Origin of the sequence: Streptosporangium sp. CA-135522, from assembly GCF_050949235.1 — a bacterium.
GTDB lineage: Bacteria > Actinomycetota > Actinomycetes > Streptosporangiales > Streptosporangiaceae > Streptosporangium.
This window is the reverse complement of sequence record NZ_CP192026.1, coordinates 8,787,648-8,808,975: the sequence shown is the minus strand read 5'-3', so window position 1 is coordinate 8,808,975 and position 21,328 is coordinate 8,787,648. Positions and strand designations below refer to the sequence as shown.

Genomic DNA, 21,328 nt, shown 5'->3' with positions numbered 1-21,328 from the left:
CCGGTGACGGACGGATCGGGGAGAGCGGGCTCACGCCCGGCTCCCCCCGATCGGTTCGCCGGATCTCTCAGGCGAGGGACACCACGACGTCGTCGGCCTTGACGAACATCACGCGGTGGCCGAACTGGATCTGGTAGTACTTCAGCTTGCCGCGGATCACCTTGTGCTGGGTGGCGTCGAAGGTCACCGCCCGGTAGTACTCACCCTGGGCGGCCAGGCCGAGGGTGTAGCGCTGGCCCGCGGCGAAGGTGTACTGCAGCGGCGTGATCGCCTGGACCGGCACGTCCGCCGGGTAGGCCTCCGGCTCCGGGTAGGCCCTGCCGTACACCGGGACGCTCGCCAGGCCCGGCTTGGGCGTCACCACCAGGCCGCGCGAGGGGACCGCGGTGGGCTGGGCGGCGGGGTTGTGGAACCAGGCCTTCTGGCCGAGATACCAGATCGCCGTCCAGTCGCCCTGGCGCTCGGCCACGGCGTAGCGCTGGCCGGTGTTGGCGCGGGCGCTGTGGTCGTAGACGCTGTAGAGCGAGTCACCGGTCGGGTGCTTGCCGATGTCCTTGACCAGCGGGGCGTCCTCGCGCGGCTCGGTGCGCAGCCAGACCGACGACGAACCGTGCGGGGCGCAGTCGGCCGAGGGGTTCTTGCGGTCGCAGCCGTAGTAGTAAGGCTGGTTCTTCGCGTAGTCGGGCAGGATCATGACCGACTCCGCCTTCGGCCCGCCGGAGGCGTGCAGCGGCCTGCCGAGCAGCTGGAAGTAGTGCGCCCAGTCCCAGAAGGGGCCCGGGTCCTCGTGCATGCCGCGCACGGTGCTCGGCAGGGTGCCCGGCACGTTGTCGTGGCCGATGATGTGCGCGCGGTCCAGCGGGACGCCGTGCCGCAGGGCCAGGTAGCGCACCAGCTTGGCGGAGGCACGGTACATCGCCTCGGTGTACCAGGCGCCGCCCTCGCCGAGGAAGCCCTCGTGCTCCAGACCGATCGACTTGGCGTTGACGTACCAGTTTCCGGCGTGCCAGGCGACGTCCTTGGTCTTGACGTGCTGGGCGATGTGACCGTCGTTGGAACGCAGCGAGTAGTGCCAGCTCACGTAGGTGGGGTCCTGCACCAGCTTCAGGGAGGGGGCGAAGTAGCCCTCCATGTCGTGGATGACGATGTAGTCGACCTTCTGGTTCCACGGCCGGTCGGAGAGGTCGTGGTTGCCGTAGTCGTCGTCGGGCAGGGCCTGGTAGGGCGCCGGGACCCACTCGCAGGAGACGGTGGGCGGGCACTCGACGCCGTCGCGGCGCGGCCGGTGCAGCCCGAGCCTCTCCAGCCACTTCTCGATCTTCCCCAGGTCGGGGAGCGCCCGCAGCCCGACCTTCTGGCCGTCGTCGGTGACCCGCTCGGCGCCGGACCGGATCGTGTCGTACACCTCGTCGGCGAAGACCTTCGCCGCGTCGGCCTCGGTGGCGCCCGAGTAGCGGGCCACCGCGCCGTACCACTCGGCGGGATCGGCGCTGAGCGGCGCGCCGAGCTGCTTTTGGTAATCGGCCAGCAGGGCCGCGCCGCCGCGGATGTTGGCGGCCGGGTCGGCCCGCAGCTCCTCACGGCTCGCGCCGGTGAGCTCGGCGGCCTTCTCCAGCGTCTTGAGCGACGCGGGGATCGCGGCCGGGGGCACGGTCTGCTTCGGGACCGTGAACGGCCGGCTCTCGTCGCCCCGGGGGTCTTCCTCGCCCTGGCCATGGTGGTCGGCGGCGGGTTCCGTGGCGAGCGCGGCGGCGTCGGTGAGGTGCATGGGGCCGAATCCGGCGGAGTTGCTCGGCCGGCCCGCGTTGGCGTCCCAGCGTGACTCCAGATAGGACACGCCGAGAAGGATGCTCTCGGGCACCTCGTAGGTCTTGGCGGCCTGGCCGAAGGCCGCCTGCCGATCGTCCGGGGCCGTCTGGGCGGCCGACGCCGGTTGTGTCAAGGCGAGGCCGCCGACGGCCAGGACGGCCGCGGCCGCCATCCGGAGCGGCGTGGATCGTTGCATGGGGGGAACTCCTCGGCTGGGGGATCCGATGCAGCCAGACTGCGAAGTTAAGATCGCGATGTCAATAAGTTTCTTCATATTTGTGACAATCAGCGAAGAATTCCTTCACTATCTGGCGGCGTCGAGGTCGAGCCGTCGCGGAACCGGTGGCCGGCCCGCCGGCCGGCCACCGCGGAACCGGCGGGCTGCAGACCGGCCGCGGTCACGGACATGCTGTCCGGTTGCCTTGTTCAAGGCTGTGACCAGCGATTTCTTCGGTCCAACGGGGTGTTTCGAGGGTTGTTCCCGCCCTCCGGAGGGGAATGGCTACAGGGCCAGGACCTCACTCACACCTGGAGACAACAGTGGACGGATGGACGTTCGAGGGCCAACCCGGCGCGCTGGGCGACACCACGGTGACCCTGGTCGAGGGCGGGTCCTTCTGCGTGTGCGCGCGCAGCGGTGACATCGTGCAAGGGGGCGCGCAGGGTGTCTACCACGCCGACACCCGGCTGCTGTCGCGTTGGGAGCTGAGAGTGGACGACGTCCCGGTGGAGGCCCTGCGGGTGCTCACGGCCGAGCCGTACCACGCGACGTTCATCGGCAGGGCGGGACCGCGGCCGGGGCGGGCGGAGAGCAGCCTGCTGGTGATCAGGGACCGCTACGTCGGGGGCGGTCTGCGCGAGGACCTGACGCTGCGCAACATGTCCGACGAACCGGCCGGGTGTGTGGTCGACATCCACGTCAGCTCGGACGTGGCCGACCTGTTCGAGGTCAAGGCCGGCCGGGTCCGATACGTGCCCGACGTGGAGATGACGCCCGACAGGTCGGGGCTGATGATCTTCTCCACCAGCCGGTCACGCGGGGCCAGGGTGCTGGCCGAGCCCGCGCCGTTCGCGGTTCCGGGCATGCTCGTCTTTCGCATCGTCGTCCCCGCGCGGGGTGAGTGGACCGTCAGCCTGCAGGTCAACCCCATCCTGGAGGGGGAGGAGTCGCCCGCCTGGTTCTCCACCCATCACCCGCTGGAGCACGCCGAGCCGGCAAAGCGCCGCGCGGACTGGAGGCGGCTGAGCCCCGCGATCAGCACCCCCGACCGCGCCCTCGCCAAGGTGCTGCGATGCTCCAGGGAGGACTTGGGGGCGTTGCGGCTGTTCGAGTCCGACCGGCCAGACGAGCCGCCGAGCATCGCCGCGGGCGCGCCGTGGTTCATGACCCTGTTCGGCCGCGACTCGCTGCTGACGTCGTGGATGGCGCTGCCGCTGGACCAGTCCCTGGCGCTGGGCACCGTGCGCCGCCTGGCCCGGCTGCAGGGCAGGATCGACGACCCGCTCACCGAGGAGGAGCCCGGCAAGATCCTGCACGAGCTGCGCTTCGGTGTGCAGACCGGCTCCTCGCCGCACGGCGGCCTGGCCTACTACGGTTCGGTCGACTCCACCCCGCTGTTCGTGATGCTCCTGGGCGAGCTGCGCCGGTGGGGCGTGTACGGCGAGGCGGTCCAGGAACTGCTGCCGAACGCCGACGCCGCCCTCGACTGGATCACCAGATCGGCGGACCCCTTCCTGTTCTACCGCCGCAAAACCGACCACGGCCTGCTCAATCAGGGTTGGAAGGACTCCTTCGACGGAGTCAACTTCGCCGACGGCACCCTGGCCCGCCCGCCCATCGCCCTGGCGGAGGTCCAGGGCTACGTCTACGCCGCCTACAACGCGCGCGCCCACTTCGCCCAAGAGGCCGGCGACCGCGCGCTGAAGGAGCACTGGATGGACCGCGCGGCACGCATCCGGGAGGCGTTCAACGAGCGGTTCTGGCTGCCGGACCGGGGCTACTACGCCGTCGGTCTCGACGGCGGGGGCCGTCCCATCGACAGCCTCGCCTCCAACATGGGGCACTGCCTGTGGACCGGCATCGTCGACGAGGACAAGGCGGAGTCCGTCGCCCGGCACCTGATCTCGCCGGAGATGTTCACCGGCTACGGCGTGCGCACCCTGGCCTCCAGCATGGGCGCCTACAACCCGATGAGCTACCACAACGGCTCGGTCTGGCCGCACGACAACGCCATCGTCGTCTCCGGCCTGATGCGCTACGGCTTCGCGGAGGAGGCCCGGCGGATCGCGGCCGGCCTGCTGGAGGCGGCCGAGGCCTTCGGCTGGCGGCTGCCCGAGCTGTTCTGCGGGTTCGACCGCGACGAGTTCACCCTGCCGGTTCCCTATCCCACCTCCTGCTCCCCGCAGGCCTGGGCCGCCGCGACCCCGATCCAGCTCGTCCGCTCGCTGCTCCGTTTCGACCCGTGGGTCCCCTACGGCCACATCTGGGTCGATCCCGTCGGGCTGGACAACCTGCGGATCACCGGCATCCCCATCGCGGGCGCCCGGATGGACCTCGAGGTCACCGAGGGCGGGGTCTCCGTCACCGGCCTGCCCGAGGGGATCACCGTGCACCACGAACCCCGGCGTCCCATGACGGCGGCCCTCCACCACGTCTCGTGAAGCCGTCCTCCGGAACCGTCTCCTGAGGCTCCCCGCGTCTCCCGGAGCCCCGACCAACCCGTCCCCCCGGATCAGTTCATTCGGATGTCGCCGGCAGGCCGGGCGACCGTAGGCGAGGTTGACATGGTTTCTGAGACAGGCGTTGCGCGGTGGCGGGACGGGATGCGCGTCGTGATGATCGCCCCTCCCTGGTACGACGTGCCGCCCAGGGGCTACGGAGGCATCGAGTCGATGATGGCCGAGCTGGTGGCCGGGCTGTCCCGGCGCGGGCACGACGTGACCCTCATCGGGGCGGGCAAGGCGGGGACGTCCGCGCGTTTCCTGGCCACCTACGATCTGGCGCCCTCCGAACGGATCGGCGAGGTGATGCCCGAAGTGCTGCACGCGGCCAGGACACAGGAGATCCTCTCCGGCCTCGACGCCGACATCGTCCACGACCACTCGCTGGCCGGACCGCTGACCGCGGCCGCGCGGAGCGCGCCGACCCTGGTCACCTGCCATGGGGAGGTGGACGGCGAACTCGGCGACTACTACCGGGCGCTGTCCGGGGAGGTGTCGATGGTCGGCATCTCCGAGGCCCAGCGGCGGATCGCCCCGGACCTGAACTGGGCCGGGGTGGTCCACAACGCCGTCGAGACGGACTCCTTCCCGTTCCGGGAGCACAAGGAGGACTGGGTCCTGTGGCTCGGCCGGTTCAACGAGGACAAGGGCGCGCACCTGGCCATCGACGCCGCCCGCGCGGCCGGGCGGCGGATCCTGCTCGCCGGCAAGCTCACCGAGCAGGTGGAGCACGACTACTTCGAGGAGCACGTCAGACCCCGGCTCGGCGACGACGCCGAGTACGTCGGCGAGGCCGACGCCGCCCGCAAACGGGAGCTGCTGGCGGCGTCCCGCTGCCTGCTCTTCCCGATCCTTTGGGAGGAGCCGTTCGGCATGGTCATGATCGAGGCGATGGCCTGCGGCACTCCCGTGGTCGCCCTCGGCCGGGGAGCCGTGCCCGAGGTGGTCGTGGACGGGGTCACCGGATTCGTCCGCGCACACGCGCAGGAGCTGCCCGAGGCCATCGGGAAGGCCGGCGCGATCGACCCGCACGCCTGCCGCTCCCACGTCCGGAGCCGCTTCGACTCCGAGGTGATGACCGAGCAGTACGAGAAGATCTACCGCCGGGTGATCGCCGGCCTCGTCGACCCCACCGACGGAACCATGAGCCTGGCACTGCCCACGGGCTAGCCCGCGCCCTATGTTGGGGGGACGGAATTTTCGGCGGCGTTTCGGCGGAGGGACGGCCATGGGTGAGTTCGTGCGGGTGGAGACATCCGAAGGGGTCGCGACGATCAGGCTGGACCGGCCGAAGATGAACGCGCTCAACCGGCAGGTGCAGGAGGAGATCGCCGACTGCGCCCGGCTGGTGGACACCGACCCCGGCGTCCACGCCGTGGTCCTCTACGGCGGGGAGCGGGTCTTCGCGGCGGGCGCCGACGTCAAGGAGATGGCCGACATGTCCTACGCGGACATGTCGGCGCACTCGGCGGTGTTGCAGGACTGTTTCACCGCCGTGGCGAGGATCGGCAAGCCGGTCATCGCGGCCGTGACCGGCTACGCCCTGGGCGGCGGCTGCGAGCTCGCCCTGTGCGCCGACATCCGGATCGCGGGCGAGTCGGCCAAGCTCGGCCAGCCGGAGATCCTGCTCGGCATCATCCCCGGGGCGGGCGGCACCCAGCGGCTGCCCCGGCTGATCGGCCCCTCCAGGGCCAAGGACCTCATCTTCACCGGCCGCCACGTGTCCGCGGCCGAGGCGCTGGAGATCGGGCTGGTCGACAGGGTCGTCCCCGACGCCGACGTCTACACCGAGGCGCTCGCCTACGCCGCCGCCTTCGCCGGCGGCCCCGCCCTGGCCCTGCGCGCCGCCAAGCAGGCCATCGACCACGGCCTGGAGGTTGACCTGGGCAGCGGCCTGGAGATCGAGCGCCTGCAGTTCTCGGCCCTGTTCGCCACCGACGACGCCAAGACGGGCATGCGCGCCTTCGCGGAGAAGTCCCAGGCCAAGTTCACCGGCCGCTGACGGGCCGGGCAGGCGGGCGCCGGCCGGGATGTCGGCGATGATGTCGCGAAGACCATCCTGGTAGATCGAGCTTTGCCGGTATCGTGCCGGGTTATGGTTCGGTTGGTGAAGCGTGCTCTGGTGCCCGCCCGGTTGCGGCGGGCGGTCCTCGGATGGTTCGACTCCCGATACATCTCCCTGGCCGACCATCGTCAGGACATCAGGGACGCCCTCTGGGAGGTCCAGACGCTGGGGCGGGAGGTGACCGCGTTGCGGGCCGAGGTCGACAGGCTCCGGACGCAGGTGGCGAAGGGCGGCGTCGACCAGGTCCGGGCCGGACGCTGGGACGACGCCCACCGGCTGGCCCAGGAGACCGCGGTCGCGATGGACGGTGTGCTCCAGAACGAGGTACTGCTCTGGCAGGCCGTGGACCGCCTCCCGGCAGGCGCCTCCTCCGCGAGCGCGGACCGCTCCTCCGGGAGCGCCGCGTGAGGGTGACCTGGACGGCGGACGGCGGCGTCCGGCATCTCGCCTTCCGCCTGGACCCCGAGGACGCCATCACCGGGTTCTGCGCCGACGGCCAGCCTCTGAAGCTGGCCACCAACTCCTTCCGGGTCGAGCTGCCGTGCGCGCCGTACGACGTCCACCCCGACCTGCTCGCCCTGGCGGCGTGGACCGTCGTGGCACCGTGGACGCGGCGCGCGATCGTCTTCGACCGGCCGATCTCGCCGGAGCTCGCCCTGGCGATCCAGTCGGGCTGGGGGATCGAGGCGGGACCCGTCGGCGGGACGCCGCGCTCCGGCGGCCGGCTGGCGATCTCCTACAGCGGCGGCGCCGACTCCGCGGCCGTGGCCGCGATGCTGCCCGACGCGCCGTTCGTGCACTTCCAGCGGGTCTCCCACCCGCGGGTGCCCAACCGCTGGACCCACTACCGCGCCGACGTGCTGGCGTCGCTGGCCGAGAAGACGGGCCGCGAGCTCACCGTCGTCCGATCCGACCTGGAGTTCACACTCGCCGAGCCCCGGCCCGGCTACCCCGAGCACCACGCGGTGGCCGTGGGGGCGCTGCTGCTGGCCGACGAGCTCGACCTGGGCGGCCTCGCCTTCGGCTACGAGCTGGGCTCGCGCTGGCTGGGCGGCGACCGCTACCTGCTCCGATACACCCCCGACAACCCGATGTGGTCCCCGCACGGCGCGTGGGGCCGGGCCTTCGCCGCGGCGGGCCTGCACATCGTGCTCCCGGTCGGCGGGGTGAGCGAGGCCGTCACCATGCGCCTGGCCCTGGAATCGGACCTGCGCGAGCAGGTCCGCTGGTGCCTGCGCGGGGTGAACGGCCCCTGCGGCACCTGCGGCAAGTGCCTGTACAAGGAGCTCATCCAGGCCGCCGTCGAGCGCCGCCCGCTGCGCACCACGATCACCGCGAGCCGCCCGGTCGCGCGCAAGTGGCAGGAGCCTCCGCCGTACGGCGGGCAGGAGATGATCGAGTACGGCTGCGCGCGGGTGCCCGGCATCGAGGACACGGTCTTCGGCAGGGCCGCGGGCCACCTCGGCGCGACCGAGGCCTCGACGGCCTGGCTGGACCGCTGCTACCCGCCCGCCATCGAGGAGATCCCCGAGCCCTGGCGCGAGCAGGTCCGCGACTTCGTCGCGCAGGAGATCGGGTTCATGAGCGACGACGAGGCACGCCGCGTCGAGACATGGGGAATGTCGTGAAGGTATACGTCTCGGTGGACATGGAGGGCGTCACGGGGCTGACCGACCCCGAGGAGATGCACGCCGGAGGCCGGGGCTACGAACGCGGCTGCGAGCTGATGACCGGCGACGCCAACGCGGTCATCCAGGGCGCCTTCGACGCCGGAGCCGAGGCGGTGCGCGTCAACGACGCCCACGGCTCGACCAAGAACCTCAGGATCGACCTGCTCGACGAGCGAGCCACGCTCATCAGGGGACCGGGCAAGCCACTGCGCATGGGGCAGGGGCTCGACCCCGGCTACCGGGCGGCCTGCTTCGCCGGATACCACGCGCGGGCCGGGGTCCAGCACGGCGTCCTCAACCACACCTGGATGGGCAAGGAGATCCAGAACCTCTATCTCAACGGCGAGGTCTGCGGCGAGACCCGCCTGGTGGCGTCGTTCGCCGGGTCGCTCGGCGTGCCGGTGGCCCTGGTGACGGGGGACGAGGCCGTCTGCGAGGAGGCCCGCGAGCTGCTCGGCGACGTCGAGACCGTCGCGGTCAAGAAGGGCGTCGACAAGTTCTCCGCCGAGCTCCTGCCGCCCGTCGTCGCGCGGGCCCGCATCCGGGAGGCCGCCGCCCGCGCCCTCGGCCGGGTCGCCGACTTCCGCCCCTGTGCCCCCGAGCCCCCCTTCGTCCTCGGGGTCGAATGGAACTCCACCGCGATCGCCGCCGGATGCGCGATCATCCCCGGCGTCCGGTCGGCGGGCCCGCGCCACATCGAGTTCACCACCGACGACTTCTCGCAGATCATGGCGCTGATGGGGATCTTCTCCATGATCGGCGGCCAGATCGCCTGCGGCAGCGGCGTCTACGGCTGAGCGGTCATGAGCGATTCCAGAACGATGACGCGCCGGGCGCTGCTGGTCGGCGTGGGCGCGGCCGGCGGCGCCGGAGCCATGTTCGCCGCCATGGGGGCGCTGGGCCTGGCCCCCGACACCCAGGAGAAGGCCTTCGTCCCCCCGCAGCCCTCCGACTTCTCCCTGAGCGGCCGGGGCGCGGCGAAGGTGGTGATCCTCGGAGCCGGGGTCGCCGGGCTGACCTGCGCCTACGAACTGGGCAAGGCCGGATACGACTGCACGGTCCTGGAGGCCGCCGACCGGGTGGGCGGCAGGAACCTGACGCTGCGCGGCGGGGACCGGCTGACCGAGACGGACGGGGAGACCCAGACGGCGGAGTTCGAGGAGGGCACCTATTTCAACGCCGGGCCGGGGCGGATCGCGCAGTGGATGGTCACCCTGGACTACTGCCGCGAGCTGGGCGTGCCCATCGAGACCTTCATCAACAACAACGCCTCGGCCTACGTCTACACGCGAGGCATGACCGCCCCGTCCCGGGCGCGTACGGCCCGCGCCGACCTCTACGGCTACGTCGCGGAGCTGCTGGCCAAGGCGACCCACGCCGGCGCGCTGAACCGCCGGCTCACCGGGGACGACCGCGAGCGGCTGGCGGAGTTCCTCCGGCGCTTCGGCGACATCGGCGCCGACCTGACCTACCGGGGCTCCACCCGCCGCGGCTTCGAGACCTACCCCGCCGTCACCGGCGGCGTCCCGATCGGCGAACCGCCCTCGCTGAGCGACGTGCTCTCCGCCGGAACGGGCCGGGCGCTCACGATGGACTTCGGCTACGAGCAGGCCATGCCCATGTTCCAGCCGGTGGGCGGCATGGACGCGATCGTGACCGCGCTCGTCCGGGCGGTCGGCCGCGACCGGATCACGACGGGCGCCCCGGTCACCGGCATCAAGAACCTGCCCGACGGCGTCGAGGTGACCCACCGGGGCGGCACGCTCCGCGCCGACTACTGCATCGCCACCCTCCCGCCCCACCTGCTCGCCCGCCTCCCGCACAACCTGGGAGCCCCGATCACGGCCGCGCTCCGCACCCCCGTCCCGATCGCCGCGGGCAAGATCGGCCTGGAGTACGGCAGGCGCTGGTGGGAGATCGACGACCGCATCTACGGCGGGATCACCGAGACCGACCTGGACATCACCCACATCTGGTACCCCTCCTACGGCTACCACTCCAAAAGCGGGCTGGTCGTCGGCTACTACAACACCGAGGAGGACGCCCACCTGTACGGGAAGCTGTCCCACCGCGACCGCCGCAGCCGCGCGCTCACCCAGGGCAAGAAGATCCACGGTGAGAAATATCGCAGCGAGCTGCGCTCCAGCGTCTCGATCGCCTGGCAGCGCCAGCCGCACATCGAGGGCGGCTGGGTCTCCTGGCCCTCCCACCAGGGCGCCTTCACCCTCCTGCAGCGTCCGGCCGGCCGGGTCTACTTCGCGGGCGACTGGCTCACCCACCTCATCGCCTGGCAGGCCGGGGCCATGGAGTCGGCCCGCAAGGCCGTCACCGAGCTTCACCGGCGGGTCCTGAGCCTGCCGTCCTGAGCCCGCCGCCCGGCCGTACAGTCTGGGGAGCACACGATCCGAAGGAGACGGCCATGGAGATCGGGACACTGAACTGGGTACGGGCGGGCGAGCGGCCGGACCTGCTGGCGGAGCCGGTGGCACGCGCGGTGGCGGGGCTCGACGGGGTCGAGGTGGCGGAGATCGATCCGGCGCTGGCCGACACCGCGGCGTTCTGCGAGCGCTACGGCGTGAGCCTGGAAGAGTCGGCCAACTGCGTGATCGTGGCTGCCAAGCGGGGCGGTGAGGTCCGTTACGCGGCCTGCATGGTGCTCGCCACGATGCGGGCGGACGTCAACGGGGTGGTCCGGCGGCATCTGGACGCGCGGAAGACCTCGTTCGCGTCGCAGGACGACGCGGTCAGCCTGACCGGGATGGAGTACGGCGGGATCACCCCGCTGGGGCTGCCGGAAGAGTGGCCGGTGCTCGTGGACGAGGCCGTGGCGGCCCATCCGGGGGTCGTGATCGGAAGCGGTGTCCGCCATTCCAAACTCGCGCTGCCGGGCGCGGTGCTCGCCGGTCTGAAGACGGCGGAGGTGCTCCGCCTGGCGAACTGACGCCGAAAAGAGATTGAGTGTTACCCCGGTTTGGGAAACCGTTGAGCCCTGGCAGACGTTATTCGATCGAAGAATATGGCCTGATGGTTCATCTCATGGGCGGTGTTTAAGCCGGTATGGTTCTTCATGCCATGAATCAGGACGACCGACTGGGCCCCTACCGACTGCTCCGGCGGCTCGGTGAGGGCGGCATGGGTGTGGTTCACCTCGCCGTCGACCCTCAAGGACGACAGGTGGCGGTCAAGGTCCTGCGAGCGGAGGTGGCCGGCGACGACGTCGCGCGCCGCCGTCTCTCCCGCGAGGTGGAGACCATGCGGCGGGTGCGCAGCGAGCACATCGCCGAGGTCCTCGACGCCGACGTGACCGGCCACCGGCCCTACATCGTGACGCGCTACGTCCCGGGCAGCCCGCTGGACGAGCTGATCAAGCAGGACGGTCCGATGGATCTGCCCGCCCTGCTCAAGGTCGCGCACGGCGTGGCGTCCGCGCTGGCCGCGGTGCACTCCGTCGGGGTGATCCACCGCGACCTCAAACCGGGCAACGTCCTCATCCTGGACGGCCAGCCCGTCCTCATCGACTTCGGCATCGCGCAGGCCGTGGACGCCACCAGGCTCACCCAGACCGGCATGTTCATCGGCACGCCCGGCTATCTCGCCCCCGAGATCATCGAGGGTCACGAGGCGGGCCCCGAGGTGGACGTGCACGCCTGGGCGGGCACGCTGGTCTTCGCGGCCACCGGCCAGCCGCCCTTCGGTAAGGGCACGCTGGAGATGATCTTCTACAACATCACCGCGGGCAAGGCGAACGTGGACGCCGTCCCACAGGCGCTCCAGCCGGTGCTGCGGGCCGCGCTCCAGCGCGACCCGGCCAGGCGGCCCAAGGCCACCGAGCTCGCCGCCCAGGTGGAGCGCCTGCTGCCCCGGACGGCCCGGCCCCGGGTGCCCGACGAGATCACCACCCTCCCGCACCTCGACGACTCCGGCCCCGGCCGGGGCGGTCACGCTCTTCCCGCCGGGCCGGGCGGGCACAGTCTCCTTCCCGCCGGGACGGGCCTTCCTCCGGGCTCCGGCGCGCCTGGCCGCGCGGGCGACCCCGCGGACGTGCCGACGCCGGTGGCCTCCCGCCCGGGGAGTTCGCCGCAGCCCGCGCCGTGGCCGCCGGCTCCGGTGGCGCAGCCGCGCGAATACGTCTCGTTGCTCGGCGAGCAGCCGCCCGGCGACCCGTCGCCCACCCGCCGGTTGACGCCCGAGGAGCTGCGGCAGATCGCCTCCGCCTCTCCGGCCCCGCCGGCCTCACACGATCTGCCCACCGGCCTGCTCAGCCCCGAGGACATCCCCACCCGGGCCCGCTTCTCCACCGGCGACCGGCTCAGGCCGGCCGCCGCCGACCGGCAGGAGGCCACGGCGCCGGTGGCCGACGGCGACATTCCGACCCAGCGGGTCCGCCCGCAGGACCTGCCGGAATACGTCCGCGGCTACACCCCCCAGCCCGGCCCTCACCCCGGTCGCCCGCCGCAGGGCGCCCACGTCCCGCAGCCGTATCCACCGCAGCAGGCCCTGTTCGAGCCGGCGCCGTTCGAGCAGACGCCGTTCGAGCAGCCGCCCTTCGAGCAGGTCCCGTTCGAGCAGCCGCCGTTCGAGCGGACGCCGCACGTCAGGCCGTCCGCGTCGCCCTACCCGCAGCCGTCCCCGGCCCAGCCGCAGGACTCCGCCTCGCCCTACCCCGACCGGCGGCCGGGGCAGGCGCTGCAGCGTTCCAGGGCGTACGGCGTGGCGAGCGTGATGATGCTGGTCGTCATGACGGTCGCGGCGGTCATCGTGCCGGTCGTCGTCGCCGCCGTGGCGATCCCGGTCGTGATCCTGCTGCGCGCGGCCGACATCGCCCAGCCCGGCCTCAACACCCGCCGTGCGGCGGGCGCCGCCGCCGCCGACGTGTTCCGGGTGCTCGGCCGACCGGCCGCGCTGCTGAAGTCGGTGGGAATCACCGTCGCGCTCGTGCCGTACTCGCTGATCCTCGGCCTGCCGGTGACGCTGCTGCTGGCGGTGCTGGTCGCGGACATGTCCGTCGCCAACACACTGGGCTGGGGCGCGGCGGTCGCGCTGTGGACGGTCTGCGCAGGTCCCGGGGTGGAAGGCCCCGGCCGTCAGATGCGACGTACGCTGGCATCACTGCTGCCTTCGCGCAGCGCGGCCATCATCATGGCCTCGGTGCTGGGTGCGACGGCCGCACTCATGGTCTTTCTCGCAGCCGGCACCGTGGGGGACGGAGCTCGGCAGGCGCACTGGGCGCCGGTCGACGTCGGGACGGTGGAGAGAGAACTGAGCGATTTACGAAAGGCGGCGCGATGACGGGGGACACGCAGGCGCCCGAGCGGCTGGGCCCGTACCGGCTGCTCAGAAAGATCGGCGAAGGCGGCATGGGGGCCGTCCATCTGGGCCTCGACGAGAACGGGCGGGAAGTGGCCGTCAAGGTCCTGCACCCGCACGTGGCCGCCGACCTCAAGGCCCGCGACCGGCTCACCCGCGAGGTGGAGACCATGCGGCGGGTGCGCAGCCAGCAGGTCGCCGAGGTCCTCGACGCCGAGCTGACCGGCAAGCAGCCCTACATCGTGACCCGCTTCGCCCCGGGCCGTACGCTGGAGGAGACCGTCCTGGCCGACGGGCCGCTCCCGCCCGACGAGGTGGTCAAGCTCGCCCAGGGCATGTGCGCGGCGCTGGTGGCGATCCACGCCGCCGACGTCATCCACCGCGACTTCAAACCGTCCAACGTGATGATCGTCAACGGTGAGCCGCTGGTCATCGACTTCGGCATCGCCCACCTGGTCAACGCCACCCGGCTGACCCAGACGGGTATGTTCGTCGGCACCCCGGGCTACCTCGCCCCGGAGATCATCCGCGACACCGAGATCACCCAGGCGGCCGACGTGCACGCGCTGGCCTCGACGGTCTTCTTCGGGGCGACCGGCAAGCCGCCGTTCGGCACGGGCAGCTTCGAGGTCGTCTGCTTCAACATCATGGAGGGTCGGGCCAACATCGACCTGGCGCCCGTCTGGCTGCGCGGCTGGCTCCGCCGAGCCCTGGCGGTGGACCCCGCGGCCCGGCCGAGCGCGCAGGAGCTGTACCGCATGGCGCGCGCCCTCGACCCCACGGTGACGGCCTTCCAGGAGACGCCGTCCACCACCGTCCTCGACGGCGGCACCAGGGTGTTCGACGCCGACGACGGCACGAAGGTGCTCGGCGACGGCACGAAGGTGCTCGGCGACGGCACCAAGGTGCTGGGCGGGCAGCCCCAGGCATCGCCGTCGTCCACGCCGCCCCCGTCGTCTCCGCCGAACGGCACCCGGGTGCTGCCGCAGGACGACAGCTACTCCGACCTGCTGACGCCGGTGGAGTACGCCAAGCCGGAGCGACGCGAGCGCAGGCAGCGCCCCGCTCCGGGCCCCGCTCAGGGCCCTGAGCCGGGTCGCCCCTCCGGGGCCGCCCCGCCGCCCTACACCCAGGCAGGTCCGCCGCCTCCGTACGTCCCGGCATCGCCGGCGGCGCAGCAGTCGAGGTTCGCCCCGCCGCCCTACGCCGACCAGCGGGTCGCCGGCTATCCGGCACCGCCGCCGACCGGCCAGGCCAGGCCGTACGCGCCACCGGAGACCCAGCCGCGGCCGCACACCCCGCCGCAGACCCAGCCCCGGCCGCACACCCCGCCGCAGGACCGCCCGCGCTACCGCGCCGGTCACCCGCTGGCTGCGGCGCTGCTGCTGGTGATCGTCGTGGCGCTGGCCTGCGTGCGGCCGGTCATGGTGAGCGCGTTCGCGCTGGTCGCGGTGCTCTGCCTGCGAGTCGGCGAATACCTCTTCGGCGACCTGGCCGAGCGCCGCTCGGTGCGTGGAAACAGCGCCACCGACCCGATCCTGGCGGTGCTCGGCACCCCGTGGGCGCTGATCAAGGCGGTGCTCGCGACGGTGATCGCCGCCCCGCTGTCGGCGATGTTCGGCATGTGCGTCTGGGGGTTGCTGGTCTACGTCGGGCACAAGGGGACCGACCCGGCCGCCGCCTACGCGGCGGGCGCGTTCGTGGCCGGCCTGTTCGTGCTGCCCGGCGGTGGCAAGCCGCGCAAGGCCGTCGCCCGCGTGCTCAGCGGTGTGATCCGCAGCCCCGGGGCCGGCATGGTGACCACGATCGTCCTGGGTACGCTGGCGTTCTTCGCGGTGATCGCCGCGCTGCAGATGAAGACGTCCTTCGCGCCGTGGGACCGGCCGACCGACGTTATCGACGCGTTGACGATGCAGTGGAACGCCCAGGTGGAGAACGGCAAGATGGGCGTGATCGACCTCGTCGGCGGTCTCGTCAAGGACCTGATGCGAAGCCTCGGTCTCGGGTTCCTCACCTTCGGAAGCTGACCGGTGCGCGATCGGTCCCGCTGAGGCACGATGAAGGGGGACACGCCGGAGGGAGTCGCATGGGAGCGCCGGACGGTGAGCGTCTTGGTCCGTACGACCTGTTGTCGACACTCGGGGCGGGAGGCTTCGGCGAGGTCCACCTCGCGCTGGACCCCGAGGGCCACACGGTGGCCGTCAAGATCCTGCATCCGCATGTCGCGGCCGACGCGACGGCCCTGGCCCGGCTGGCGCGCGAGGTGGAGACCATGCGGCGGGTCCAGGGGCCGCACATCGCCGAAGTCCTGGACGCCTCGCTGCGGGGCGCTCGCCCCTACCTCGTCACCCGCTACGCGCAGGGCCGCTCGCTCGGCGCCGTGGTCGCCGCCGACGGGCCGGTGCGGGGCGACGATCTCGTACGGCTGGCCCGCGGCCTGGCCGAGGCCCTGACCGCGATCCACGCCGCCGGGGTCGTGCACCGCGACCTCAAGCCCGCCAACGTGATCCTGACCGACGGCGAGCCGATCGTGATCGACTTCGGCATCGCCTGCGCGCTCGACTCGGTCTCGGTCACGGCGTCCGGCGCGATCATCGGCACGCCCGGTTACCTGGCGCCCGAGGTGCTGGAGGGCACCGGGTCGGGGCCGGAGGCCGACATCTTCTCCCTGGGCGCCACGCTCGCCCACGCCGCCACCGGGCGTCATCCGTACGGCACGGGTCCGGCCTCGGCGGTCGGCTACCGGGTCGTCCACCATGATCCCGATCTGGAGGGCGTGCCCGGCTGGCTGGAGCCGTTGCTGCGGGAGTGCCTGCGGCGGGATCCGGCCGCGCGGCCGGCCGCCACCATGCTTCTGGAGCGCCTGGGCGCCGCGGGCCCGGCCCTCCACTCGGCGATCCCGCGCGCCCGTCCCGCCACCGCGTTCCGGGCGCAGGACCACCGGGCGCAGGACCACCGGGCGCAGGACCATCGGGCGCGAGACAGCCGGGCGCAGGACCATCGGGTGCGGGACGCCGAGGTCCGTGAGGCCACTCGGGCACACGAGGCCGTCGACCTCCAGGACGTCGCCCTGCACGAGACGGGGGCGGCGGCCGGCGCCGTGCAGGATCTCACCACCCGGGAATGGCGACCGGGACGCCGTCCGGCGCCCGGCAGGCTCTCGACGGAGGAGACCCGCGAGCGCCGCCGGACGGTCCTGCACCGCCGATGGGTCGTCGGGACGGGCCTGCTGGTGTCCCTGATGGCCGCGACGGCCAAGAACCCGCTTCCCGAGGTGTCACTCCTCCTGCTGACCACCTACGGCCTGGTGATGCTCGTCGACGGGGGGATCGCCCTGTTCGCCCGCCGTAACCGGTCGCGCATGATCGTCGATCTCGCCTCCGCCGCCGGGACCATCGCGCTGTGGGCCGTCCTCGGCACGTTCTTCAGCACGTTCACCCTCGCGCTGGCCCTCGGCACCGTCATCTTCGTCCTGGTCGCGATCCTGATGGCCAGCTGAACCCTGCCGCGCCGGGCGAGCCGAGCCCGCGCGCGAATTCCGGAATATAGTTCGGTATGGTGGGGGAGGTGACCCGCCGGGTGGCTGGGCGGCCGTCCGGCGCGAGCCGTATACGCTGGTGGTTTGCACCTAAGCTACCGATGGGTAACATGATGCCGAAGGCCAGGGCGGGTGCGTCCCGACCGGGCCACCCGCTGTCATGCCGCCCTCGGGCACCTGGCAGTCTTGGCACCACGTGCACGTGCCCCGCGTGTACGTACCGAGCATCCGGCGCCAACCGCAACGACGCGGTGGCGCACGCGAACACGGGAGGTCGGCCACCGGCCATGAACATCGTCGTCTGCGTGAAGCAGGTCCCCGACACGGCGACCGAGCGCAAGCTGAGGTCCGATGACAAGACGCTCGACCGCGATGCCGCCGACGGCGTCATCAACGAATTGTGTGAATACGCGGTCGAAGAGGCGCTGCGCCTGAAGGAGGCGCACGGCGGTGAGGTGACCGTCCTCACCATGGGTCCCGACAAGGCCAGTGACACCATCCGCAAGGCCCTGGCCATGGGTGCCGACAAGGCGGTCCACCTGGTGGACGACGCGTTGCACGGCTCGGACGCGCTGGGCACCTCCTACGCCCTGGCGCAGACGCTCAAGAAGATCGGTTTCGATCTGGTCGTGCTCGGCTCCGAGTCGACCGACGCCCGCACCGGCGTGCTCGCCGCCATGCTGGCCGAGCGCCTGGACGTGCCGCAGCTCTCCTTCGCCAAGAAGGTCGAGGTGGCCGACAGCACGATCACCATCGAGCGCGTCACCGACTATGGCTACGACAGGGTCGAGGCCGCGCTGCCCGCCGTCGTCTCCGTGGTCGAGAAGATCAACGAGCCGCGCTACCCGTCCTTCAAGGGCATCATGGCCGCCAAGAAGAAGCCGGTCGAGAAGCTCGGCGTCGCCGACGCCGAGATCGACGCCTCCCGGGTCGGCCTCGCCAACTCCTGGAGCGAGGTCGCCGACTTCGCCGCCGCCCCGCCGCGCGCGGCCGGCACGATCGTCAAGGACGAGGGCGACGGCGGCGTGAAGACCGCCGACTTCCTCGCGTCGAAGAAGTTCGTCTGAGAACGGGGGTTGGCTGAAGATGTCTGAGATTCTCGTTCTGGTCGAGCATGTCGAAGGTCAGGTCAAGAAGGTCACCCTGGAGCTGCTGACGCTCGCCCGGAAGCTGGGCACGCCGTCGGCGGTGTGGGCGGGGCCGGGATACTCTCCCGACGCCAAGGCCAGGCTGGCCGAGTACGGCGCGGAGACGATCTATGTGGCCGACTCGGCCGACATCGCCGACTACGTCGTGGCGCCCAAGGCGGAGCTGCTGGCCCAGCTCGTCTCCGGCAAGTCCCCGGCCGCGGTGCTCGTCGCCGCGACCGCCGAGGCGAAGGAGATCGCGGGCCGGCTGGCCATCAAGATCGACTCTGGCGTGCTCACCGACGTCGTGGGTCTCCAGGACGGCATGGTCGCCGACCAGTCGATCTTCGGCGGAGGCGTCAACGTCCAGTCGCGCGTGACCAAGGGCACCCCGATCGTCGCGGTGCGCCCCAACTCGACGCCGGTCGAGGCCGCCGCGGGCGCGGGCGCCGAGGAGCAGGTCTCCGTGACCGTCTCGGCCGCCGCCAAGGCGGCCAGGGTCGTCGAGCGCGTCAAGGAGGAGAAGGGCGCCCGCCCCGAGCTCACCGAGGCCGCGATCGTGGTCTCCGGTGGTCGTGGCGTGGGCTCGGCGGAGAACTTCTCGATCATCGAGAAGCTGGCCGACTCGCTCGGCGCGGCCGTCGGCGCCTCCCGCGCCGCCACCGACGCCGGTTGGTACCCGCACCAGTTCCAGGTCGGCCAGACCGGCAAGACCGTCTCGCCGCAGCTCTACATCGCGGCGGGCATCTCCGGCGCCATCCAGCACCGGGCCGGCATGCAGACCGCGAAGACGATCATCGCGATCAACAAGGACCCCGAGGCGCCGATCTTCGAGCTCGCCGACTTCGGCGTCGTGGGCGACCTGAACCAGGTCGTCCCGCAGTTGACCGACGAGGTCGTCAAGCGTAAGTAGCACGCCCTCGAAAACGGCGCCGCACGAGGAGTGCGGCGCCGTTTTCGATGGGCGGGCCCGCTGTCAGTACGAGCGGGCCCGGTCCAGTATGAGCGGGTCCGCTCAGCCGGTCAGTACGAGCGGGCCCGGGTCCAGCACGAGCGGGTCCGCTCAGCCGGTCAGTACGAGCGGGCCCGGGTCCAGCACGAGCGGGTCCGCTCAGCCGGTCAGTACGAGTGGGCCCGGTCCAATGTGAGCGGACCCGCTCAGCCGGTCGGGATGAGCGGGCACGGTCAGGCGGTCAGGATGAGCGGGCCCGGTCAGGCGGCCATCGAGAACTCGCGCTCGGGCGTCTCTGCCGGGGCGCGGACGCCGCCGGAACGGGGCAGGAACCGGGCGACCAGGCTGATCACGACTCCGAGCGCGACGGCGATGCCGAGCGCGGTCCCGAGCGTGGCGAGGTCCGACAGGAAGCCGATGGCCACCGGGCCGAGCAACAGCCCCGCGTAACCCATCGCACCGGTCTGGGCGATGGCCGGACCCGGGTTGTCGACCGCGCCGCCCGCCAGGGACATGGCCATCGGGGAGACCGTCGCCACCGCGATGCCCACGAAGAGCATGGCGGAGATGGCGACCAGGGACGTCGAGGCCGTGAGGACCACGGCGAAGGTGACGGCGGTGGCCAGCCCAGAGGTGATGATCATGCCGCAGGCGCCGAAGCGGGCCCGGACGCGGTCACCGGTGAGGCGGCCGAGCAGCATGCCCGCCTCGAAGATCGGGTATCCCAGTGCGGCCAGGGCCTCGGGGGCGCCGAGGACGTTGCGCAGGTAGAGCCCGTTCCAGTCGGCGACCGTCCCCTCGACCATGAAGGCGCAGAACGCGATCACGCCGAGCAGGTAGACCACCGGGGGCATCCGGTGACGGCGCCCCTTCGCGTCGGAGCCGGTGACCACGACGGGATCCGGCAGGTAGGTGCGGCTGATGACGACCAGCAGGGGCAGCGAGAGCAGGGCGATCAAGGTCAGGTGGACCGTGAACGACAGCCCCACCGCGATGGCCGCCGTGCCGAGCAGGCCCGCGGAGATCGCGCCCACGCACCAGCCCGCGTGCATGCCGTTCATCAGCGGGCGGCCGTAGGCGCGCTCGACCGTCGAGCCCTGCGCGTTCATCGCGATGTCCACCGCGCCGAACGCCATGCCGAAGAGTCCGGCGGCGACCAGCAGCAGCGGGAACGTCGGCGCGAACGCCAGCAGCGCCAGGGTGGCCGCGCACAGGGGAGCGCCGACCCGCAGGATGCTCCGGCTGCCGAAGCGGGACATCACCCCGCGCATCGACTGCATGGTGACCAGCGCACCCAGGCCCCACACGAGCAGGGTGACGCCGATCGACCCCTCGGACAGGCCGAGTTTGTCGGACAGCGCCGGAATGCGCACGGTCATCGATCCACACATAAGTCCGGCAAGCATGAATGTGAGAACCGCTCCGGTACGAGCCGTTCTCAGGTCGCGGGTCATGACTCAATCCCTTCAATGATGGTTCAGTCGCTGAAAATCGGGCACACATAAGCCGGTCGCTTCCGCAGAAGCGGAAGCGACCACCAGTGGGCACGAGAAAATGGTCGGCCAGGCGAAGGCGGAATGGCCGGCTGGCCGGTCAGGCGGGGAGCAGGCCGAGCAGACGCCGTTTCAGTTCGGCGTAATGGTCGTCGTCGTAAAGGTCGGGATCATGGCTGGCCACGTCCCACAGTCCTTCACAGGCGAGACGCACGATCTGCGCGGCCGCCGGGTCGGGCTCGCCGTCGAGCCCTTCGCGATGCCACCGGGCCATCGCCACGCGCAGCGGTGCGAGCAGGTAGAGGTTGCCGGACGCTCCGGTGACCACCGCCCAGCGTCGTAGCCTGCCGCTCTGTACGGCGGCGAACGTGGCGGCCAGATAGTTCTTGGTGTAGGTGTCGTGGCCCTGAGAGGCGATGAGCTGGTCGAAGTCCTCGATCAACCGCTCGACCATGCCCTTGATGAGGGCTTCCTTGGTGCTGAAGTGGTAGAGAAGGCCGCCTTTGCTGCAGCCGGCGCGCTCGGCGACGGCCGCCAGGGTGAGAGCCTGAGAGCCCTGGTCGCACAGCAGATCCTCTGCCGCGTCCAACAGCTCTTCCCGTCTCATGCAAGCTACTGTACCGTCTGGACGGTTTAGTAGCAAATC

The 21,328-nt window shown here is 71.5% G+C and carries 16 protein-coding genes; 13 read left to right on the top strand and 3 right to left on the bottom strand.

Annotated elements, in window-relative coordinates:
• Window positions 1–67 precede the first annotated feature (67 nt).
• Window positions 68–2,005 (bottom strand): N-acetylmuramoyl-L-alanine amidase, encoded by a 1,938-nt coding sequence (locus ACQPYK_RS41440; protein WP_433244329.1) that lies wholly within the window; start codon window positions 2,003–2,005, stop codon window positions 68–70.
• Window positions 2,006–2,349: 344 nt separating this feature from the next.
• On the opposite strand from ACQPYK_RS41440, the gene ACQPYK_RS41435 reads away from it, so the two are divergent.
• The 13 genes from ACQPYK_RS41435 to ACQPYK_RS41375 all read left to right on the top strand — a co-directional run bounded on the left by ACQPYK_RS41435 (window position 2,350) and on the right by ACQPYK_RS41375 (window position 19,150).
• Entirely contained in the window at window positions 2,350–4,470 is a 2,121-nt protein-coding gene (locus ACQPYK_RS41435) for an amylo-alpha-1,6-glucosidase (protein WP_433244326.1), read from the top strand.
• Window positions 4,471–4,593: 123 nt separating this feature from the next.
• Window positions 4,594–5,700, top strand: a complete 1,107-nt coding sequence (locus ACQPYK_RS41430; protein WP_433244323.1) for a glycosyltransferase family 4 protein — start codon at window positions 4,594–4,596, stop codon at window positions 5,698–5,700.
• Between the two features lie 58 nt (window positions 5,701–5,758).
• Window positions 5,759–6,532, top strand: coding sequence for an enoyl-CoA hydratase/isomerase family protein (locus ACQPYK_RS41425; RefSeq protein ID WP_433244320.1), 774 nt, complete (start codon window positions 5,759–5,761; stop codon window positions 6,530–6,532).
• A 105-nt stretch (window positions 6,533–6,637) separates the two neighbouring features.
• Window positions 6,638–7,003 carry a hypothetical protein gene (locus tag ACQPYK_RS41420; protein WP_433244317.1) on the top strand — a complete coding sequence of 122 codons (366 nt, stop codon included), beginning with the start codon at window positions 6,638–6,640 and terminating at the stop codon, window positions 7,001–7,003.
• Complete coding sequence (locus ACQPYK_RS41415) at window positions 7,000–8,223, top strand: DUF6395 domain-containing protein (protein WP_433244314.1); 1,224 nt, start codon at window positions 7,000–7,002, stop codon at window positions 8,221–8,223. The genes ACQPYK_RS41420 and ACQPYK_RS41415 overlap by 4 nt, the downstream gene beginning before the upstream one ends.
• Window positions 8,220–9,062 carry a M55 family metallopeptidase gene (locus ACQPYK_RS41410; RefSeq protein ID WP_433244311.1) on the top strand — a complete coding sequence of 281 codons (843 nt, stop codon included), beginning with the start codon at window positions 8,220–8,222 and terminating at the stop codon, window positions 9,060–9,062. Before ACQPYK_RS41415 ends, ACQPYK_RS41410 begins: the two co-directional genes overlap by 4 nt.
• A 6-nt stretch (window positions 9,063–9,068) precedes the next feature.
• On the top strand, window positions 9,069–10,631 hold the full coding sequence (locus tag ACQPYK_RS41405; protein ID WP_433244308.1) for a flavin monoamine oxidase family protein: 1,563 nt from the start codon (window positions 9,069–9,071) through the stop codon (window positions 10,629–10,631).
• Window positions 10,632–10,684: 53 nt separating this feature from the next.
• The gene (locus tag ACQPYK_RS41400; protein WP_433244305.1) at window positions 10,685–11,206 is read left to right on the top strand and encodes a YbaK/EbsC family protein; all 522 of its coding nucleotides are present in this window, start codon (window positions 10,685–10,687) and stop codon (window positions 11,204–11,206) included.
• A 131-nt stretch (window positions 11,207–11,337) separates the two neighbouring features.
• Window positions 11,338–13,554 (top strand): protein kinase domain-containing protein, encoded by a 2,217-nt coding sequence (locus ACQPYK_RS41395; protein WP_433244302.1) that lies wholly within the window; start codon window positions 11,338–11,340, stop codon window positions 13,552–13,554.
• Window positions 13,551–15,599, top strand: coding sequence for a protein kinase domain-containing protein (locus ACQPYK_RS41390; RefSeq protein ID WP_433244299.1), 2,049 nt, complete (start codon window positions 13,551–13,553; stop codon window positions 15,597–15,599). The genes ACQPYK_RS41395 and ACQPYK_RS41390 overlap by 4 nt, the downstream gene beginning before the upstream one ends.
• A 59-nt stretch (window positions 15,600–15,658) precedes the next feature.
• Window positions 15,659–17,071, top strand: coding sequence for a serine/threonine-protein kinase (locus ACQPYK_RS41385; RefSeq protein ID WP_433244296.1), 1,413 nt, complete (start codon window positions 15,659–15,661; stop codon window positions 17,069–17,071).
• A gap of 326 nt (window positions 17,072–17,397) precedes the next feature.
• The gene (locus ACQPYK_RS41380) at window positions 17,398–18,177 is read left to right on the top strand and encodes an electron transfer flavoprotein subunit beta/FixA family protein (protein ID WP_433244293.1); all 780 of its coding nucleotides are present in this window, start codon (window positions 17,398–17,400) and stop codon (window positions 18,175–18,177) included.
• A gap of 19 nt (window positions 18,178–18,196) precedes the next feature.
• The gene (locus ACQPYK_RS41375) at window positions 18,197–19,150 is read left to right on the top strand and encodes an electron transfer flavoprotein subunit alpha/FixB family protein (RefSeq protein ID WP_433244290.1); all 954 of its coding nucleotides are present in this window, start codon (window positions 18,197–18,199) and stop codon (window positions 19,148–19,150) included.
• Window positions 19,151–19,449: 299 nt separating this feature from the next.
• Here ACQPYK_RS41375 and ACQPYK_RS41370 read toward each other — a convergent pair whose 3' ends face one another.
• Window positions 19,450–20,595, bottom strand: a complete 1,146-nt coding sequence (locus ACQPYK_RS41370) for an MFS transporter (RefSeq protein WP_433244287.1) — start codon at window positions 20,593–20,595, stop codon at window positions 19,450–19,452.
• A 187-nt stretch (window positions 20,596–20,782) separates the two neighbouring features.
• On the bottom strand, window positions 20,783–21,289 hold the full coding sequence (locus ACQPYK_RS41365; protein WP_433244284.1) for a TetR/AcrR family transcriptional regulator: 507 nt from the start codon (window positions 21,287–21,289) through the stop codon (window positions 20,783–20,785).
• Window positions 21,290–21,328 lie beyond the last annotated feature (39 nt).

Bases quoted from the DNA above. Each gene is read 5' to 3' on its own strand.
- ACQPYK_RS41440 (WP_433244329.1), bottom strand. From the start codon at position 2,005: ATGCAACGATCCACGCCGCTCCGGATGGCGGCCGCGGCCGTCCTGGCC.
- ACQPYK_RS41430 (WP_433244323.1), top strand. From the start codon at position 4,594: ATGGTTTCTGAGACAGGCGTTGCGCGGTGGCGGGACGGGATGCGCGTC.
- ACQPYK_RS41425 (WP_433244320.1), top strand. From the start codon at position 5,759: ATGGGTGAGTTCGTGCGGGTGGAGACATCCGAAGGGGTCGCGACGATC.
- ACQPYK_RS41405 (WP_433244308.1), top strand. From the start codon at position 9,069: ATGAGCGATTCCAGAACGATGACGCGCCGGGCGCTGCTGGTCGGCGTG.
- ACQPYK_RS41400 (WP_433244305.1), top strand. From the start codon at position 10,685: ATGGAGATCGGGACACTGAACTGGGTACGGGCGGGCGAGCGGCCGGAC.
- ACQPYK_RS41395 (WP_433244302.1), top strand. From the start codon at position 11,338: ATGAATCAGGACGACCGACTGGGCCCCTACCGACTGCTCCGGCGGCTC.
- ACQPYK_RS41390 (WP_433244299.1), top strand. From the start codon at position 13,551: ATGACGGGGGACACGCAGGCGCCCGAGCGGCTGGGCCCGTACCGGCTG.
- ACQPYK_RS41385 (WP_433244296.1), top strand. From the start codon at position 15,659: ATGGGAGCGCCGGACGGTGAGCGTCTTGGTCCGTACGACCTGTTGTCG.
- ACQPYK_RS41380 (WP_433244293.1), top strand. From the start codon at position 17,398: ATGAACATCGTCGTCTGCGTGAAGCAGGTCCCCGACACGGCGACCGAG.
- ACQPYK_RS41375 (WP_433244290.1), top strand. From the start codon at position 18,197: ATGTCTGAGATTCTCGTTCTGGTCGAGCATGTCGAAGGTCAGGTCAAG.
- ACQPYK_RS41370 (WP_433244287.1), bottom strand. From the start codon at position 20,595: ATGCTTGCCGGACTTATGTGTGGATCGATGACCGTGCGCATTCCGGCG.
- ACQPYK_RS41365 (WP_433244284.1), bottom strand. From the start codon at position 21,289: ATGAGACGGGAAGAGCTGTTGGACGCGGCAGAGGATCTGCTGTGCGAC.